This is a genomic window from Dickeya sp. Secpp 1600 (genome assembly GCF_003049805.1).
Classification (GTDB): Bacteria; Pseudomonadota; Gammaproteobacteria; order Enterobacterales; family Enterobacteriaceae; genus Dickeya; species Dickeya fangzhongdai.
In genome coordinates, this window is the sequence record NZ_CP023484.1 from 2,597,097 (window position 1) to 2,615,341 (window position 18,245).

Here is an 18,245-nt window from a genome sequence, read left to right on the forward strand (position 1 = left end):
GCCGTTTATTCCACCAGTCCGCTCACCCGTAATACCCGCCGACCGACCGCTTCCGCCAGCACCGTACTGTGCTCCCCCACGCAGCCGAGGCTGAACGCGTATTTGGCGCGGGTAATGCCGGTGTACACCAGTTCGCGGGTCAGGATCGGGCTTAAGGACTCCGGCAGCAGTAAAGCGGTGTGGGCGAATTCCGACCCTTGCGATTTGTGCACCGTCATGGCGAACACCGTTTCCACCGCCGATAATCGCCCCGGCAGCACCCAGCGGATGCCCGATGAGCCATCGCCGGCGGGAAACGCCACCCGGGTAGCCCATCCCCGTGAGCCGTCCGGCTGGAGCAGCGGCACCTGTAGGGTGATGCCGATATCGCCGTTCATCAGCCGCTGACTATAATCGTTGCGGGTCACCATCACCGGCCGCCCCGGATACCAGCCTTGCCAGGCCGCCAGCAAGCCGTCCCGATACAGCAGATGGGCGATGCGCTCATTCATACTGTCGACGCCCCACGGTCCGTTACGCAATGCGCACAGCAGTTGGAACTGACCGAAAGCGTCCAGAATCTGCGCCGCCCAGAGGTCGAACTCGCTTTGCGGCGCCGTCAGTTCCGGCCGCGTCGAGGCCATCCGTCGCAGGTAGCCGCCGTAGCCCACCGGCGTAGCCGCAGAGGGCTGCGCGCCGAATCGATCGGCGGCGCCGTCGATAACCCATTCACGCAGCGTGCGGTTATCATTCGCCGTCAACGTCAGGTGCGCCAGGTCGGCATACCCCTGCTGCCAGATCGACGCCAGCGCCGCCACGTCGCCGGCATTCACCGCCTCCGCCAGTTGGCCGATGCCACTGTGGGCGCCAAAGCGATAGCTGTGGCGCAGCATGGCGATGGATTGATCCAACGCGCTGCCTTGCGGGTCGAGCAGCGAATCGTCCGGCGTCTCCCCCGCGACCTGCCGTAGCCAGTCGCGGGTCTGTGGCAGGTAATGCCCCTGTGCGGCGCGCTGACACAGTTCGCCCATCAACGCGCCGGCTTCCACCGACGCCAATTGATCCTTGTCGCCCAGCAGAATCAGGCGGGAACGGGCCGGCATCGCCGCCAGCAGCGCCGCCATCATCTCCAGATCCACCATCGACGCTTCGTCCACCACCAGCACATCCAGCATCAGCGGGTTATCGGCATGGTGCCGGAAATGCCGGGTATCCGGCCGACTGCCCAGCAAACGGTGCAAGGTCACCACTTCGCTGTTGATCTGTTCCCGGATAGCCTCGCCCTGCGCCAGCCCCTCCAGCGTCAGGCCGGCAATGGCCCCGGCAATCGACTCGTTCAGGCGGGCCGCCGCCTTGCCGGTGGGCGCCGCCAGCCGAATACGCAACGGTTTGCCGTGCTGTTCCAGCGCCAGCGATTGCAACAGCGCCAGCAGTTTCACCACGGTGGTGGTTTTTCCGGTGCCCGGCCCGCCGGTGATAATGCTAAAGGCACTGCCCGCCGCCAACGCACAGGCCAGTTTCTGCCAGTTGGCAGCGCCGGCCGCGTCGCCAGGAAACAGCGCATCCAGCCGCTGACGCAGCGCCGCTGGCGCTATCGCCGCCCGCAGCGCGTCGTTTTGTTTCAGTTGCTGCGTGATGGCGTGCCGCACATCCTGCTCATACCGCCAGTAGCGGCGCAGATAAAGACGCGCGCCGACCAGCACCAGCGGCGTGCAGCCTTCCCCCGACGATACCAACTGCGGCTGTTGCAACGCCGCCTGCCAGGCCGACAGGGTAACGCCCGCCAGCACCTCCGCCGGACGCGCGATCTTACGGTTTTCGCTACGATCGCCTTCCGGCGGCAACGCCAGCGAAAACCCGCTGTCGGCAAGCGTGGCGCCCAGATCGAGGCACACATGCCCGCGCCCAAGCTGATAGCTGACCAGCGCCGCCCCCAGCAGCAGCAAAGGCGACGCATCAGGGCATTCCTGATGCAGGAAGCGCACCAGCGCCCGGTCCAGCTCCCGCAACCAGCCGCAGCCCACCCACTGGTCCAGCAACAGGGTTAATTCGTCATGACTGGTCATGTTCATGCCGTCGCCTCCGTTTCGCCGCTAAACAGGCTCTCCAGCGCGTCAATCAGCGCCTTGTCCGGCCGTTGGGCGCAGACGCCGCCGCCCGGCGCCTGACTGCCGCGCAAAAACAGGTATAACGCGCCGCCGACGTGGCGGTCGTAGTCGTAATCCGGCAGGCGGGACTTCAGCAAGCGGTGCAACGCAAACAGATACAACGCCAGTTGCAGATCGTAACGGTGATCCAGCATGGCGCGCGCCATACGCGGTGGGTCATAGTCGGCGGCATCCGCCCCCAGCCAGTTGGATTTGTAGTCCAGCACGTAGTAGCGCCCCTGATGTTCAAACACCAAATCGATAAACCCTTTCAGCATGCCGTTGAGCTGTTCGCGCATCAGCATCGCTCGCGGTTCGCCCGCCAGCGTGGCGGCCCTGACCTGTTGATCCAAGACTTGCGTGTCGACCTGACTGAGCGCAAACCAGAACTCCATTTCCACCTGATACTGCCTCAACCCGGCCAGTGAGACTGCGCTGCCGGGCTGCGTCGGCAGCGCCAGCGGCTGATTGAGCAACGCCATCAGCCAATCGGTAAGCATCGGTATCCACTGTGTCCAGCCTTGCCGGTTACAGCGCCGCGCCACCTGATCCTCCACCCGGGGCCGATCCGCCGCCAGCACGGCAAAGCCCTCTTTTCCGGCCCACTCCAGCAAGCCGTGCAGAAAGCTGCCCGGCGCCGCCCCGCGAGGAAAACTGTACATATCGTGGCCGGTCGGCAACGGCGGCAGACGCTCCGCTGTTGCCTGCGGTTCGCTAAAGGTTTCCTGCTTCGCGCTCTGCACTTCGGGCACGTCGCCCACAGCAGGCTCACGATATTCGCGGTAATGCCCTTCCGGCGCCAGTTGCAACCCGGAATAGCTGGTAATGCGCCAGCGGTGGCTGCGCATATTCGGCAACGGCGGCTCCTGCCCCAGCGCCGACGTATCCTGTTCGGCGCGGTAAATGTCCTCGTCCGTTTCCGGCAACGGCGTAATCTGGCTGTCCGCGCCGCACCAGGCCGACAACTGTTGCGCCAGCTGCGCCGGGTCTAACGGTTCACCGGCGCCGAGCAGGTAACCGGGCGCGCTTTTTTCCAGCTCTTTCAACGGCGCCATGCCAAGCCACATGGCGTAGCGGGCGCGGGTCAGCGCCACATAAAATTTACGCAGGTCCTCGCCCAGCCGCTCATGGTCGGCGCGTCGCACCGCCTCGTCGCTGGCTGTCAGTTCAAGGCGCGGCTGCCCGTCATCATCATGAAATTTCAGCGGCACATCCCGCTGGCTGACGGCACGAAACGCGCAGGCAAACGGCAGAAACACCAGCGGATACTCCAGCCCTTTGGACTTGTGGACGGTAACCACCTTCACCAGATCGGCATCGCTTTCCAGCCGCAGTTTCAGGGTGTCGCCGCCGGGATTATCCGCCTGACACTGCTCCGCCAGATAGCGGATCAGCGCGTGCTCGCCGTCCAGATGCACGCTGGCCTGTTGCAGCAATTCCGACAGGTGCAGCACATCGGTCAGCGCGCGGGCGTTATCGGCGGCCAGCAACCGGCGCGGCACATCGAATTCCCACATTAGCCGCCGCAGCATCGGCAATACGCCCTGCTGTCGCCAGCAGCTCTGGTAGCGGACAAACTGCATTACCCGGCGTTCCCACTCCTGCTCGTCGTGGTTAAGGCGGTCAAGCGCCTGCCAGCTTAGCCCCAGCGAGGGAGTCGCCAGCGCGGCGCGTAGCAGCCGATCGTTCTCCGGATCGGCGCAGGCCGCCAGCCAGCAGTGCAGTTCGCCGGCCTGCGGGCTGTCGAAGACCGACTCCCGGTCCGACAGATACACGCTGCGCACGCCGCGAGCGGACAGTTGCGCACGCACCGCCATCGCTTCGCGCCCGGTATTGACCAGCACCGCCATGTCCCCCGGTCTGACCGGGCGCAGCGGCTGCCCCGGTACGGCAAAACCGGCCCGACCTTGCCCGCCGAGCTGCAGCAGCCGCACCATTTCGCGGGCGCAACCGGCGGCCATGCGCTGGCGGTATTCCGCCGACGACAGCGGCTCGTCCGTCGCCGGCGTCCAGCAGGTCAGCGCCGCGGCGTCAGCGCCCTCCAGTACCCACGCCTCGTCGCGCCCGTTGGCCTGCACCGGCAAAAACGGCACCGGATTGCCGCCGTCGCTTTGCCGAAACAGAAACGCGCCCGCGCCGTCGGCACGGTTTTCCGCCTGCATAAACACCTGATTGACAGCGCCGACCATCGCCTGAGTAGAGCGGAAATTCGTGCCCAGCGTGTAATGCCGCCCGTCGGTATCGCGGCGAGCGCGCAAATAGGTGTAGATATCGGCGCCGCGAAACGCGTAAATCGCCTGTTTTGGGTCGCCGATCAGGATCAGTCCCTGCTGCGGGTCGTTGTCCGCCACCCGGTACAAGGTATCGAAAATACGGTATTGCAGCGGGTCGGTGTCCTGAAATTCGTCGATCATCGCCACCGGGAACTGACGGCGAATACGCTGCGCCAGCCGCTCGCCGTTGTCGCCGCGCAATGCGGCATCCAGCCGGGTCAGCAGGTCCTGAAACCCCATTTGCGCCCGGCTCTCCTGCTCGTGCTGGAATCGCTGACTTATCCAGCGACAAGCGTGTCTCAGTAACTGACTACGCGGTTCCGGCAGCGCGTCTAACTGCTGTTGCAGCGTCTCCATCGCGGTCAATGCCGGATGTTGCGGCGCCTCGTCGGGGATTTTCCAAACTTCCCGCAGTCCTTGCGGGGTGAGCCGCGTCCAGCCGGTGCCGATATCCAGCGTCGTCTCGTCGCTGGCGGCCCAGTGTTGCAGTTTGTCCAGCCACGGGTCGAAATAGCGGGCCTGCAGCTTGTGTCCGTTGGCCTGCTTCTGTGCCACCGCTTCGTTCAGCAGGTCGCGCAACTCGCCACACCACTGCGGCCAGGGCGCTTTTAGCGCCGCCAGCCGGCGCGTTTTCTCTTCGCGGACCGCGCTGAAAATCTGCGCGGGCAGGTCATCGATGCCGATGTCGTCGGCGTACTCCAGCAGCGGCGTCACGCTGCGATAAAAGCTTTCCGGCGACGGCCAGCTATCGCGCAGTTCCAGCACATCGCGGGCATCGAGCGGGAAAAAGAACGTCCGCCAGTAATCGCGCACCACCTCCAGCAGCAAGTCGCTCTGGTCGGTTTCCAGCGTCTGGTTAAACAGGCTGCCGCTGTCAAAAGCGTGTTCGCCCAGCATCCGGTTACACCAACTGTGGATGGTGGACACCGCCGCCTCATCCATCCATTCGGCGGCCAGTTGCAATTTGCGCGCGCAGTCCGGCCATTGTTCCGGCGGGTAGTCGGCGCGCAGTTCATGCAGCAACGGATCGACCGACTCATCCTTGCCATCCGGCTGAAAGTAAGCGGCCGCCTGCGCCAGCCGGGCGCGAATACGATCGCGCAGCTCGCGGGTGGCGGCATCGGTAAAGGTCACCACCAGTATGTCCGGCGGGTTGAGCGGGCGCGAGAACGCCTGCTCGCCGCCGTGCCCCAGCACCAGCCGCACATACAGCATGGCGATGGTAAAGGTTTTGCCGGTGCCGGCGCTGGCTTCGATCAGGCGGCTGCCGGAAAGCGGAAAGCGCAGCACATCCAGCACAGAAGGTAACGCACGCGCCGTCATGACTGGCCTCCTGGTTTTTTATTTTTCGCCGACGCCGCTTTCAGCGTCTGGTACAGCGGCGCCAGCAATAGCTGTGTCCAGCGGGCGAACTCGCCATTGGCCCACAGTTGGTCGAAATTCGGGAAAGCCCGCGCCAGATAGGCGTTAGACGCCGACTCGGCAAACTTGCGGTTGGCGGGATCATGCTCGTCGTAGCACTGGCGCGCCGCCTTGCCCGCCTCGTCGTCCGGCGGTTGATCCGGCTCTCCGCCCGCCTCCAGCCAGCGAAATCCGGTCTTCACCGCCAGCGGCAGCGGGTAACGCATCCCCTCCCGCCAGGCCTCCACCAGCGTCTGCCAGTAGGCTTTCGCCTGCTCAGGCTCCAGCGCCGGCAGGTGAACGGTGCCGTTCTTGCTGACCAGCGTGCTGTGCAACGGTTGTCCGCCAAGGTGCCCGGCCAGATGCGCCACCCAGAACGGCACCAGCTTGTCGAGCCGATAGCTGCGACGCGTAGCATGCAGCAACCCGCCGCTTTCCAGCACCAGCCGGCACCGGTTGCCCTGCTCGTCGACGCGCAGCTCGTTCAGCCAGTCTTCCAGCGGGATATCGGGTAGCGATAGCGGTTCGTCAGGCGACGACTCCGGCCATTTTTCCCGTTCCTGCTCATAACGGGTGAACAGATCCGCCATCGGCTCCGCCAAATCCTGCTCCAGCACCGCGGTAAAGCCGCCCGGCGCCAGTTCGCCGCGCCGGGCGATGCGCGCCAGTTGTTCCGTCAGCGCCTGTTCACGGGGAATATGCTGGCGCAACGCCGCTTGCTGCACCTGAATCAGCTCATGTTGCAGGCGCCAGTTTTCCAGCGCATCAATGGCAAACGGCTCCTGATCCTGACTGGTGGCGTCTTCCTGCTCGAACCAGACGTTAAGGCGCAGACGGAAGAAACTGCGCACCGGGTCGCGGACAAAATCCGCCAGCTGACGCAGCGTCAGCACGCCATCCTGCCGATACTCGTCCAGCGCAGCATCCGCCATCGACACCTCCTGCGGCAACAGACCGGCGCGCCATTCGCGGGCATAGCTGAACAACGGGCTACCGGCGGTAAAATAATCCGGGCTGAATGGCTGTAACCGGTGTTCCACCGTCAGCGCCGACAACACCGCCTGCCCGTCGGCAGTCTGCCAGCCGTTGCTCAGATGGTCGCGCAACTGCGCCACCAGCACCGAGGGCGGCCGCTCGCTGTTATCGTGGATACTGCGTCCCACCCAACTGATGTACAGTTGCTCGCGCGCCGACAGCAGCGCCTCCAGAAACAGATAGCGGTCGTCTTCGCGTCGGGAACGGTCGCCGGGGCGGTAATCCTGCCCCATCAGGTCGAAATCCAGCGGCACCCGGTTGCGGGGATAATCGCCATCGTTCATGCCCAGCAGGCAGACGTGGCGAAACGGGATGGCGCGCATCGGCATCAGCGTGGCGAAGGTGACGGCGCCGGCAAAAAAAGGCTGGGTCAGGCTCGACTGCTCAAACAGCCCCAGCCAGTGCTCCCGCACCACCGACAGCGGCAATGCCTGTTCCAGCGCCACCGACTCGCAGGCCTCCAGCCAATTCTGCAACCCTTCATCCAGTTGCAGCAGCATGAAGCCGTCTTCGCCCTCATCCGCCGCAAAAAACGTGTTCAGCAGCGCGCGTAACCGCTCGCCCCATTGCACCGGCGTCGCGGGCTGACAGAGCTGCTGCCAGCTGTAATCCAGCCGGTCGAGCAGCAACGCCAGTTGACCGGCCAGCACCGCATCCAGCCCGCCGATTTCATCCAGCGGCTCAATATCCCGCCAGGCGTCGCCGGCGCCCACCGCGTACCCCAGCAACATGCGACGCAGGCCGAAAAACCAGCTGTTCTGTTCCGGCGCGTCCGGCAGGTCGAGGCTCTGACGCTGGCGGGCATGCAGCCCCCAGCGCACGTTGGCGGCCCGAATCCAGCGTTGCAGCAGCGGCAGTTGCTCTTCGGTGATGGCAAACCGCTGGCGCACCGCCGGCACCTCCAGCAAATCCAGCACGTCGCTCACCGCCACGCGCGACTGCGGCAAATTCAACAACCGCTCCAGCGCCGCCAGCAACAGGTTGTTCTGACGCGGTCCGCGGTCCGCTACGCTGAACGGGATATAGCGCGGGTCCTGCCGATCGATCAGCCCAAACACCGCCTGAATATGCGGCGCGTAGCCGTTGATGTCCGGCACCATCACAATCACATCGCGCGGGCGCAGCGTCGGGTCGGCGGCAAACGCCGCCAGCAGTTGATCGTGCAGCACTTCCACTTCACGCTGCGCGCTATGCGCGACATGAAAACGGATCGAACAGTCCTGATGCGGATCGATGGCCGGCCAGCGCGCCCGGCTTTCCGCCAGCGGACGCAAATCCCGAATGTCTTCCTGCAGTTGATTGAGCAGGCAGCCTTCGCCGTTGCTGTCGAACAGATCAATGCGTGAAATCAACGGCTGCAACAGCGGTTCGTACTGCTCGCGCTGGTCGTATTCATCCAGCAGGCCGATGTAATCGCGCCCTTGTTTACCCCAGGCCGCCAGCAGCGGGTGGGCATGCTGATGCAGTTCTTCCAGCGCGATGACCTCCGGCATACCGGGTTTGCGTTGCTGGCGGGCGCGTTCGGCGCGCAGCAGATCCTTGTCGGCAATGATGTTGCCCCAATAGTGCTCGCACGGGTTATGCACGCACATGAATATCTGGGTCCAGCGACCGATGGCCGCCAGCAGTTCCAGCGCCTGCTGCGGCAGCGATGAAATACCGAATACCATCACCCGGGACGGCAATCCCGCCGGTCGGTCGGCGTCTCCCCGCCGCTGTACTTCATCCAGAAAACGCCGGTGCAACGCCGCACGGCTGGTGCCGGACAGCGCCTCGCCGGTATCCTGCAACAGCGCCCGCCACAGCAGGGGCTGCCAGCGCTGATCGTCCGGCAATGGCTCCACGCCGCGCCGGCTGGTCGCCAGCACATCATGCCCGGCGGCCCACTCTGCCAGCCAGTCGGCGCGATACACCTGATACTGGTCAAACAGGTCGGCCAGCCGCTCAGCCAGCTGGTAGCGCTTGCGCAAGTCGGCGTCCTGCTGCAGAAAGCGCGCCAGCGCGGCAAATTCAGGCTGGGCGAGCAGACCCGGCAGCAGCCGCAGCAGCCGCCACACCAGCAGGGATTTATCGAACGGCGAAGTTTCCGGCACCTGTTCCTGACCCAGCACCGCACGGTAAACCTGCCAGAAAAAGCGCGACGGCAACTGCACATCCAGCGCCGCCGCGACGCCGCATCCGCCGTCGCGGGCATCGCGCGCCAGCGCCAGTTTCAGCCACTGTCCGATGCCGTTGCTCTGAACCAGAATCAGCTCGTTTTCCAGCCCGGCCAGCGGATTGGCCGCCATCCACGACACCAACACGTCGCGCAGGGCTTCAGGATGGTTGCTGTGGATCGCCATCAAACCGGGTTGTAGCCTGTTTTTGCTCATCGCTCTCTCTGCTCGTTGCCACACCGGTGTACCGAATAACGGTACAATCAGTAAATATCTTAGCATTCATGAGATTGGCTGGGGTACTGTGAAGCGAGTCAGGGAGAAACCGGTCAGGCTCAGGACGCCTGACCGGCGTGATGTTCCTGATACGGCGGTATCAGGGGCGTGCGTTGTCGGCAGTGAGGTCAGGCGGCGTTAGCCTGCGCCAGCGTCTGTTCGATAAAGGTACGGGTTTCTTCAACCTGCCGGATATAGCCGTTCAGCAGCGCGCTGAAACCGGCGTCATCCAGCTTGTCGAGCGGATACTGACTGCACAGGCGTAAATTGTCGTACTCATCCAGCGCCAGCCAGCAACCGCGCATCGCCGCCATCTCGAAATTGAGCAGCAGCATCAGGCGGTAGATAGCCGGTCGGTCTTCGCCTTTCAGGCTAATCAACTGGCAGTGCAGCAACAGGCTGTCGCTTTGCCCCGGCACCTCAATCACCGCCGCTTCCCGACCGTCCGCGCCGTTCAGTACACAGATGCCGTTATTCAGCGTCAGACGGGTTTTATTGAACTGGCTGAAATGTTGCAGCAGCCGCGCCGCCAGTTGTTGTGCTGAGGTTTGTCGTGCTGATGTCATCGCTTTGCTCCTGTGGTTTTTCGTTCCGTTGCCGTATTACTGTTTCGCCAGCGTGATGCCCTGCTGGTGCATATGATTGACCGCCTGAGAGACTTCCGGGTTGGCTTTGGCGATCGCCCCTTCCAGACTGAAGCTGCTCGGGCTGTTCTGGTTTTGACCGTAGCTGAAATTGATCTTGCCCAGCAGCTTGGTCATGCTGACGTCAGCGCTACTGCCGGCACTGACAATCGGCAGCGGGAACGCCAGCCCTTCCTTGTTTTTCACCGTCTGGGTGAAATCGATGGATTTGATGCGCAGGTTGTTGCTGTCGCGGAAAATCGCCGCGATGTCATCCTTGCCCAGCGTATTGTTCTGAATGCCTTTTTCGACTTTGGTTTTCACCTCGTCTTTCAGCTCCAGGCTGACGCCGGCGGTGGCGTTGGTCAGCGACTGCATCTTCTGCACCACGGCTTTCAGCGCCGGGTTTTCCTCCATGAAGCCGTGAATACGCTCGGCGTTGGTCGGCGGCAGGTTATCGCTGACCAGCTTACGCAGCGCATGGAAAATACCGTTGCTGTCAAGTTTCGACAGGTTGGCGTAAGTCGTGCTGTAGCTGGCGCTGTCCAGCGTCGCCCCCTGTTTTTCCGCCGCCTCATGTTGCCGGGTTTTGGACTGCAATCCCTGAATGGCGCCGTACTGCGCATCGCCCGCCGGGGTTTTAGCCTCAAAATGTTTATTGAGGATCGCCAGTTTTTCTCCGGTGTCCGTCAGGTCTTTCACCCCTTTCAGCACCTGTTGCGTTTCCGGATCGGCGAAGTTTTTCTCCAGCGATGAAATCAGGCTGTCCATGTCCTTGCCCTGCAGCGGCTGGGCCGGTTTCATCTGCATACTGATGCTGTGGTTGGTTTTGGTATCCACCGTCATCGTGATGGAGGCGTTGTTCGTTATCGGCGCGGTCCACGAGCCGCTCGGCGTAGGATTGGTGATGCCGGCGAACGCCGTGGCATTGGCGCTCACGTTGACCTGGTTCATAAAGCGGGCCCGGTTATTGGTGGTGGCGTTCTGCTCGGTGAACTCGCCGCGTACCGTACTGTGCTCATGACTTGCCGACATCAGGTTCGCCCCGGCGCCCACCCCGACGGAAAGTCGGCCTGCCGACGTCGGCACTTTGCCTTTTTGCGCCGCGCTGGGTTTATCCGCCAGATTGACCTCGGCGCGCGCATCGGCTGTCAGCGCGGCATCCAGATCGAATTTAATCGAGAACCCCTCTTTCACCCGGTGGTCATTGCCCTTGGCGACCAAATCCAGCGGGTTCACCTTGCCCTCTATCAGATTGTCGATAAAACCGGGCAGCTCTTTTTCGCTCAGCGTAAACTTCAGGCCGTTTTGCTGTACGGTCCCCACCCCGGCGTTGACGCTGCCGCCAAAGCGGACATCCAGCGCCAGCGTGTGTTTTTTGTCATCAAAATCAAAGCCTTTCTTGGCGTCATTCGGCGACTGACCGGTCGCCACCCCCACTTTGGCGTTCAGCCCGCCGTTGCGCCCGAAGTTGACGTCAATGCCGTTTTCGCCGCGGCTGAAACTGAGGCTGTAGGCGCGGTCGCCGGTGACGCCGCCGCTGGGGATAATCGGGAACGCGGTGGCGTTGAGCATCACTTTGGCTTTGGCCGGCACATAGGCCGTGCTGGCCCCGGCGTTATAGTTACGGTTCACCGCCAGACTTTCACCGTTATCCAGCGACAGAATGGTGTCCTTCAGCTTGCTCGCCAGCCCCGCTTTATCGCTCGCTTCCAGCGTGGTACGGGCTGTCAGGTTCACCGCGCTCTTGTCATTGCCAAACGCCTGGGTAAAGGTTTTCACCGCATCGTAATCGGCTTCCAGCGCGCCAAAACGGGTAAAGCCCATATCGGTGATCTTTTTCACCTCGTTGCCGCCGTACTGCTGGTCGCGCAGCTCGCCGAGCGCCGCCTGAATCGGTTTCAGGTCAGCCGCGGTCGGCTGTTTGCCGGACAACGTTTCCAGCTTGTCGACGACGCGGTGCAGATCGCTCGCGGTCATCACATCCAGCGCCAGACGGGACTTGGTCAGCGCCATCGCATCCCCCAGATCGCGGCGCGGCCCGGTCGCCACCTTGTCGCTCTGGTAACTCATGTCGACTTTCTTATCCACAAAGGCGTTCAGCAATTCCCCCGCCTTGCTGTCTTTGGACAAAGGCGCCGCGTTCATCACCGTCGACAATGCCACGCTCAGGTCCTTGCCGGAACGCTTGTCGTTCATGGATTGCACGACCGCTTTGAAGGCCGACGGCTTGAATTTTTCGTTCACCTCGCCGCTGTTTTTTAGCACGCCCTGATGTTTACCCAGCAGGGTCGCGGACTTGGCGGCGCTCATTTCCAGATCGTTCTGGAACGATTTCAGCTCCGCCATCAGCGGCTTGCCCGCCTCGCCCAGATCGAGTTTATCCATTCGGCTTTGCAGGTCATCGCGTTTGGCGCTCCAGGTATGGGATGACACCGCCTGTTCCAGCTTTTTGAACATATTCGCCTGCGCGTCATAGACCGATGACAATCCGTCGCGCCCCTTTATCTGATGCTGTGCGGCGTCAATCGGCTTTCTCACCATCTCTTTGGCGGTTTCTTTGACATAAGCGCCCAGGAAGTCGCCAAAATTGCTGTTGAGCTTATGGCTTTCCATACCGGAGCGTCCCAGGACCTGCGCCTCCACTTTCCCGGTGAGATTCGTCAACGGAATGCGGGCCGCGTGGGTGCCGCCAGCCAGACGGTCATAGGTGGTTTCAGCCGCACGCGGCTGACTGCCGGCGGTGTGCGCCTCTGGCACCGTGGTTTTCCAGCCGCCCTGAGTCAGTTGGTGCTGCTGATGACCATCTTCGGAGATCGCCGGTTCATGATTTTTGGTGGTGGACAGGTGTTCGGCTTTGACATTGTCAGGCAACGTCACCGGTTGCCACTGGGCATTGGCGCGCGCTTCGGCGTTACCCTGTAACGCCTGTTTATCCAGTTTGAATAACTGGCCGTCCTTATTCAGGGCAAACAGGTTCTGATCCTTATCCAGCGCCAGATCCTTCACCTCTCCGCTCAAACCGGCGGTCGGCAGTGGTTGAGGCGGTACCGCCGCGCGCTGCAGGCCGGGTTTGTTGAGGTGCAACTGCAACTCACCCTGATCATTGGCGGTGACAAATTTATTGCCGTCCACCACCGCCAGTGCAGTGGCACCACTTTTTTTCTCTAACCCCGGCAGCGGGTCGCCCGCCGATGGCGAATTGCGCCCCTGTGTCACGGCAAACACGTTGTTATCGCCGTGGGTAACGCTGTCCGCCTTCTGGTTGATGGACAGCTTCTTCACCTGCCCGTCATCCAGCACATACGCCTGATTATCCAGACCGCGTTTCAACTGGCTGGCGCCGACGTCGGTTTTGGTCCAGTTCTGGGTGGTGCCGTCAAGGTAGTGGACTTTGCCTTCATGCAACGCCATGGTGCCGAGCCGCCCCATGTCCATCACATCGTGGGGCTGCGGCCGCGCCGGATTCAACCCGGCCTTGTTATCCACCACCAGCGCGTCGCTCAGGTTCCAGCCGGGTTTGAATCCTTCGGTTTCCCCCGGTTTACTACCGTCAGCCAGAGGCGCCAGATGCTTCTGACCGGCGGCGTCGTTGACCAGCGCATGCATCGTGCCGTGCTCGCCGGCCACAAACCCCTGCACCTTATGGTTATCGCCAAACGCCGCCTCCAGCGCCGGGCTATGGTACGGTTCCAGTTTGACGGTGTTGCCGCCATCCTGCGGCAGTTTGCCGGCGAAAACCTTACCTTCGTCATCGGCGACAAACAGCCGATTGCCTTCCAGCCCAACCGCTTTGGCGTTCACCTGCTCGCTGCCGCGCGCCAGCGCCACCTGACCGTCCAGTTTCAGGTCGAGCGTTTTGTGGTCCGCGGCGGGCGCATCCGCTTTCGGCAGCAGATGAATCTGCGTGGTGCTGTTGTCTTTCTCCGTCAGCACCGCCACATTGCCCTGCGCATTGGCTGAGAACGACTTGATTTTGTCGGCAAACGGCGCTGAATCGTGCCCCGCCGACAGGTTAGCCAGCGTCTTGTCATCTTTGACGGCATACAGCTTGCCATCCGCCTGCCCGGCAAGCTGGCCGTGCGGCGTATCGTTTTTCTTCTCCCACACCTGATCGGCGTTCAGGCTGTAAAGCGCCTTGTCATGTATTTGCAGTTTTTCATTGCCGTGCGCCGGATCGGTATGCACCCCGGTCAACTGCGCCTGCGCGGCCTGACCGGGCTGCGGCAGGTTGATGGTGTTGACGCCGCTGTGATTGACGACAGACGCGCGCACGTGGGTGTCATCCATCCCCAGCGTGTAGCTGGCCTTATTCTTACCCGACAGCGCCTCGCCGGCTTTGCCGGCCTGCGTCGGCGTGCTGGTGTGCAGCGCCACAAAGCTGTCGCCGGATTGTTGCAGGCTGAACAGACGGCCGCTTTTGTCCATCAGCAGATGCTGGCTGCCGTCCTCCGCGGCCTGATGCGCCACAAACGGCTGGCTGTTTTTGCCTATTGTCTGCGACAGCAGCGTTTTCAGGTGATCGGACACCCCATCGCCCAACGTAAGCTGGCCCTTTTTATCCAGCGACACCAGGTCTTTCGCCGAGGCGGGCGACAGCGCGCGGTCGATAGCCGGCTGCATGTCCTTCAGATTGGGAGAGCGGCCAATCTGCGCGCCTTCGTTTTTTGGCAACGACGGTTGCTGACTGACCTGCGCCATACCGGCATGCATGCCTTCCCGCTGCAATGATGCCGAGGCGGACTGCCCGGGTACCGACGCGCTGCCTTGCGTCAAAGCATGGCTTGCGTTAGCGGCGGCGGGCTGTGTGTCCGTCACCGACTGCTGACGCTGAATATGATTGATATTGCCCAACATTGGCCTTCTCCCGTGTGCTGGATAAATAGGGGTGATGACTGCTGAGTGGTATGCCGCCGCCGTCGGTTCCCGTCCGTCGCGGAATTTCTTTCCGGCGTCGTCGCTAACGGCGCGGAACCGCCGCCGCACTTTTCTTACTCAGCAAACAGCGGGCATTTGCCGTGCTGACACACGCACGTTTTCCATAACGGGCGTCCACATCCTGATGAAAAGAGGCGAACTATGGCTGATATCAACATCACGCTCAGTATTCCCAGTGCCGGCCTGAACGGCGGGCTGGGGGGCGTTGGCGGCGCAGACAATCTGAATAGCGGTCTGGGCAATAACGGGCTTTCCGGCAAGAAATCGACCGCGCAGGAAAACCAACTGCTGGAGGCGCTGGCGGTAGTCCTGACCGCCCTGCTGCCCAGTTTGTTGAACAATAACGGCGGTCAGGGCGGCGGTGACAGTCCGCTCGGCCGCACCAGCGATGCGCTTGGCGGCGGCGGCGCGGGCAACGCGCTCGGCGGCGGTCAGGGCAATGGGTTGGGCGGCGGGCTGGACAAGGTGCTGGGAAGCGGTTCGGGCGGGCTGGCCGATGGGCTCGGCGCGAGCGGCGGTCAGGGTCAGAACGGCCTGACCGATATTTTGACCAAATTGCTGGACCTGCTGATGCCGAAAGACGGGGCGCAAGGCGGTCAGGGATTGCAGGGCGGCGGGCTGGGCGGCGCAGGCGGCAGCGGCGGAGCTTCCGGCGCGCAAGGCGCTGGGGGTGCTGGGGGTGCTGGGGGTGCATCCGGCACGGGCGGGCTGGAGGATCTGAGTAAATCGCTGTTGCAGGATACCGGCGAAAGCAGCCTCGGCAATGGCATTTCCCCAACGCAGGACGGCGGCGGCCAGATCAGCGACAACCCGCTGTTGAAGATCCTGCTGGCGCTGGTGGCGCTGCTGATGGAAAGCCAGAAAAACCAGTTCGGCCAGCCGCAAGGCGGTTCGGGCGGCGGCAATGGTTCCGGCGGCGCGGCGCCGGTTTCCGGTGGCAGTTCCGCCCCCGGCGTTGGCAACGCGACCGGCGCTGCGCCCGCCGTTGGCGGCGGTGCTGCTCCCATCCTCAGTGGCGCCGCCCCTGAAACCGGTGGTATCGCCGCCGCTGGCGCTGGCAATAACGCCAGCGAACTGGCTGACGGCAAAGGGCAACCCGGCCTGACGCCCGCACCGGATGCCATCGGCGTCGATAGCGGGAAAACCACGGTTTAATCGTCTTATGCGCCTGATCGTTACCCACACCGTGGAACTCATCGGGCGCTTTTTTCACTTATCTGGTGGCAGGCAGAGATCTGCCTGTTTCGGGAACGGCATCTCATCTTTGGGTAAAGAGGCACATTATGGCTGACATCAGTATCACACTCAGTATCCCCAACTCAGGTCTGCAAGGCGGGCTGGGCGGTTTGGGCGGCGCGGACCGCACCAGCAACAGCGGGCTGGGCAATAACGGGCTTTCCGGCAATAAATCCTCTTCGCAGGAAACCAAGTTACTGGAAGCGCTGGCGATCGTTCTGACCGCTCTGCTGAGCAACAACGGCGGTGCGCAGGGAAGCGGCAATAATCCGCTGGAACGCAGCAACGACGCGCTCGGCGGCAACAATACACTTGGTAGTAACAATGGCGCAGGCGGCGCGCAGAACGGCGGTCTGGGCAACAGCCAGGGGCTGGGCGGCGGGCAACAGGGTCAGAACGGCCTGGGTGACCTGCTGACCAAGTTGCTGGATATATTAATGCCGAAAAACGGCGCGCAGGGCGGTCAGGGGCAGCAAGGCAACGGTCTGACCGGCGGCGCGGGCGGCAACGGCGGGCTTTCCGGTGCACAGGGTGCGGGCGGCGCACAGGGAACCGGTGGAGCACAGGGTACGGGCGGTTCATCCGGCCTTGAGGGTCTTGGCAAATCGCTGCTGCAGGATACCGGCGAAAGCGCGCTCAGCAATGGCATCTCCCCTACCCAGGACGGCGGCGGCCAGATCAGCGACAATCCGCTGCTGAAAATTCTGCTGGCGCTGATCGCCATGCTGATGGAAAACCAGAAAAATCAGTTTGGTCAGCCGCAGGACGGCTCAGGCGGCAATAGCGGCGGCGCAGCCCCGACATCAGGTGGTGGTACTGGTGGCGGCGCAACTCCGTCGGTCGGTGGCGGCGCCGGCGGTGACGCAGCTCCGTCAGTCGGTGGCGGCGCCGGCGGTGGCGCAACTCCGTCGGTCGGTGGCGGCACTGGCGGTGGCGCAGCTCCGTCGGTCGGTGGCGGCGCCGGCGGTGGCGCAACTCCATCAGTTGGTGGCGGCACTGGCGGTGGCGCAGCTCCGTCAGTCGGTGGCGGCACTGGCGGTGGCGCAACGCCAACCGTAGGCGGGGGTAACGCTACCGGCGCCACCGGCGACGCTAACAGTACGGCATCCACTGGCAGCGCAGGCAAGGCTGGCCCCGTGTCGTTCCCCACCGCCGATAACGCCAACGCCATCGTAGTCAATGAGCCGATCAAGGTTGGCCCGGGCGAAGTGTTTGACGGTAAGGGTAAAACCTACGTAGCCGGCCCGGCATTAGGCGATGGCGGCCAGAAAGAGGGGCAGAAACCGCTGTTTGAAGTGGCTGACGGCGGCTCCGTCAAGAACGTGATTTTCGGCAACAACGCGGCTGACGGTATCCACCTGCACGGCGACGCCAAAATCGACAACGTGCACTGGACCAACGTCGGTGAAGACGCGCTGACGGTGAAGAGCAACACCGGTAAACCGGCTAACGTCAACATCACCAACAGCAGCGCACAGGGCGCCTCTGATAAGGTGTTCCAGCTGAATGCCGACGCCAACTTCAACGTCGATAACTTCAAGGTGAAAGATTTCGGTACCTTCGTTCGCACCAACGGCGGCCAGCAGGGTAACTGGAACCTCAACCTGAGCAACATCGATGCGCAGAACGGCAAGTTCTCGTTTGTGAAAAGCGACAGTGAAGGGCTGAACGTGAAGGTCAACAACGCCAACCTGGACAACGTCAACAATCACTACAAAGTCCCCAAATCCACTAATCTGCAGGTAAGCTGACAGGGAGCCAAACATGACCGAGCATGATACCGACACCCCTGCCCGCTGGACCGAACTGGTCGACCGGGGCGGGTATATCACGCCAGCGCAGCGTCAGGCGTTCGAGCAGGCCATCCAGATGGTGACCCGGCGTCTCAGTCTGGTGTTGAGCCAGAAAGAGCTGCCGCGCAGCGGTCAGTTCGATTTCGACGCCTTTGTCGATTCACTGGAAGCGGATTTCCTGAAAAGCGTGGATACCTCGCTGGATCCGGAAATGAACAGCGACGTGGGGCAGACGGCGTTCTGGGTGATTCGCCAGATAGCGGACCACCTGATCGCCCTGCAACAGCAGCGGCAGGCGTTGTAATGCAGAACGGCTAAGGATCGGTTGAACGATCCAGTGGCTGGTGTAAAAAGGGTTCATGTTCATCATGGACCCTTTTTTTAATTA

General features: G+C 62.7%; 8 protein-coding genes. 3 read left to right on the top strand and 5 right to left on the bottom strand.

Going from position 1 to position 18,245, the window contains the following annotated elements; genetic code table 11:
- Positions 1–5: 5 nt before the first annotated feature.
- The 5 genes from recD to CPA59_RS11670 form a co-directional block, all read right to left on the bottom strand.
- Positions 6–2,051 carry an exodeoxyribonuclease V subunit alpha gene (recD, locus tag CPA59_RS11650; protein WP_107759437.1) on the bottom strand — a complete coding sequence of 682 codons (2,046 nt, stop codon included), beginning with the start codon at positions 2,049–2,051 and terminating at the stop codon, positions 6–8.
- Complete coding sequence (gene recB, locus CPA59_RS11655) at positions 2,048–5,722, bottom strand: exodeoxyribonuclease V subunit beta (RefSeq protein WP_107759439.1); 3,675 nt, start codon at positions 5,720–5,722, stop codon at positions 2,048–2,050. Before recB ends, recD begins: the two co-directional genes overlap by 4 nt.
- On the bottom strand, positions 5,719–9,207 hold the full coding sequence (gene recC, locus CPA59_RS11660) for an exodeoxyribonuclease V subunit gamma (RefSeq protein WP_107759441.1): 3,489 nt from the start codon (positions 9,205–9,207) through the stop codon (positions 5,719–5,721). Before recC ends, recB begins: the two co-directional genes overlap by 4 nt.
- 188 nt (positions 9,208–9,395) lie before the next feature.
- Complete coding sequence (locus CPA59_RS11665; RefSeq protein WP_038919136.1) at positions 9,396–9,833, bottom strand: type III secretion system chaperone; 438 nt, start codon at positions 9,831–9,833, stop codon at positions 9,396–9,398.
- A gap of 36 nt (positions 9,834–9,869) precedes the next feature.
- Positions 9,870–14,747 (bottom strand): AvrE-family type 3 secretion system effector, encoded by a 4,878-nt coding sequence (locus CPA59_RS11670; RefSeq protein ID WP_107759443.1) that lies wholly within the window; start codon positions 14,745–14,747, stop codon positions 9,870–9,872.
- Positions 14,748–14,969: 222 nt separating this feature from the next.
- Here CPA59_RS11670 and CPA59_RS11675 point away from each other — a divergent pair, with 222 nt between their 5' ends.
- The 3 genes from CPA59_RS11675 to CPA59_RS11685 all read left to right on the top strand — a co-directional run bounded on the left by CPA59_RS11675 (position 14,970) and on the right by CPA59_RS11685 (position 18,161).
- Positions 14,970–15,983, top strand: a complete 1,014-nt coding sequence (locus tag CPA59_RS11675) for a type III effector protein (protein WP_107759445.1) — start codon at positions 14,970–14,972, stop codon at positions 15,981–15,983.
- 128 nt (positions 15,984–16,111) lie between these two features.
- Positions 16,112–17,815 carry a pectate lyase gene (locus CPA59_RS11680; RefSeq protein ID WP_107759447.1) on the top strand — a complete coding sequence of 568 codons (1,704 nt, stop codon included), beginning with the start codon at positions 16,112–16,114 and terminating at the stop codon, positions 17,813–17,815.
- A 13-nt stretch (positions 17,816–17,828) separates the two neighbouring features.
- Positions 17,829–18,161 carry a hypothetical protein gene (locus tag CPA59_RS11685; protein WP_049853698.1) on the top strand — a complete coding sequence of 111 codons (333 nt, stop codon included), beginning with the start codon at positions 17,829–17,831 and terminating at the stop codon, positions 18,159–18,161.
- The last annotated feature ends 84 nt before the right edge of the window (positions 18,162–18,245 follow it).

What these genes read in the sequence shown, in the direction of transcription:
- CPA59_RS11675 (WP_107759445.1), top strand. Translation starts at nt 14,970, where the DNA reads ATGGCTGATATCAACATCACGCTCAGTATTCCCAGTGCCGGCCTGAAC.
- CPA59_RS11685 (WP_049853698.1), top strand. Translation starts at nt 17,829, where the DNA reads ATGACCGAGCATGATACCGACACCCCTGCCCGCTGGACCGAACTGGTC.
- recC (WP_107759441.1), bottom strand. Translation starts at nt 9,207, where the DNA reads ATGAGCAAAAACAGGCTACAACCCGGTTTGATGGCGATCCACAGCAAC.
- recB (WP_107759439.1), bottom strand. Translation starts at nt 5,722, where the DNA reads ATGACGGCGCGTGCGTTACCTTCTGTGCTGGATGTGCTGCGCTTTCCG.
- CPA59_RS11680 (WP_107759447.1), top strand. Translation starts at nt 16,112, where the DNA reads ATGGCTGACATCAGTATCACACTCAGTATCCCCAACTCAGGTCTGCAA.
- CPA59_RS11670 (WP_107759443.1), bottom strand. Translation starts at nt 14,747, where the DNA reads ATGTTGGGCAATATCAATCATATTCAGCGTCAGCAGTCGGTGACGGAC.
- recD (WP_107759437.1), bottom strand. Translation starts at nt 2,051, where the DNA reads ATGAACATGACCAGTCATGACGAATTAACCCTGTTGCTGGACCAGTGG.
- CPA59_RS11665 (WP_038919136.1), bottom strand. Translation starts at nt 9,833, where the DNA reads ATGACATCAGCACGACAAACCTCAGCACAACAACTGGCGGCGCGGCTG.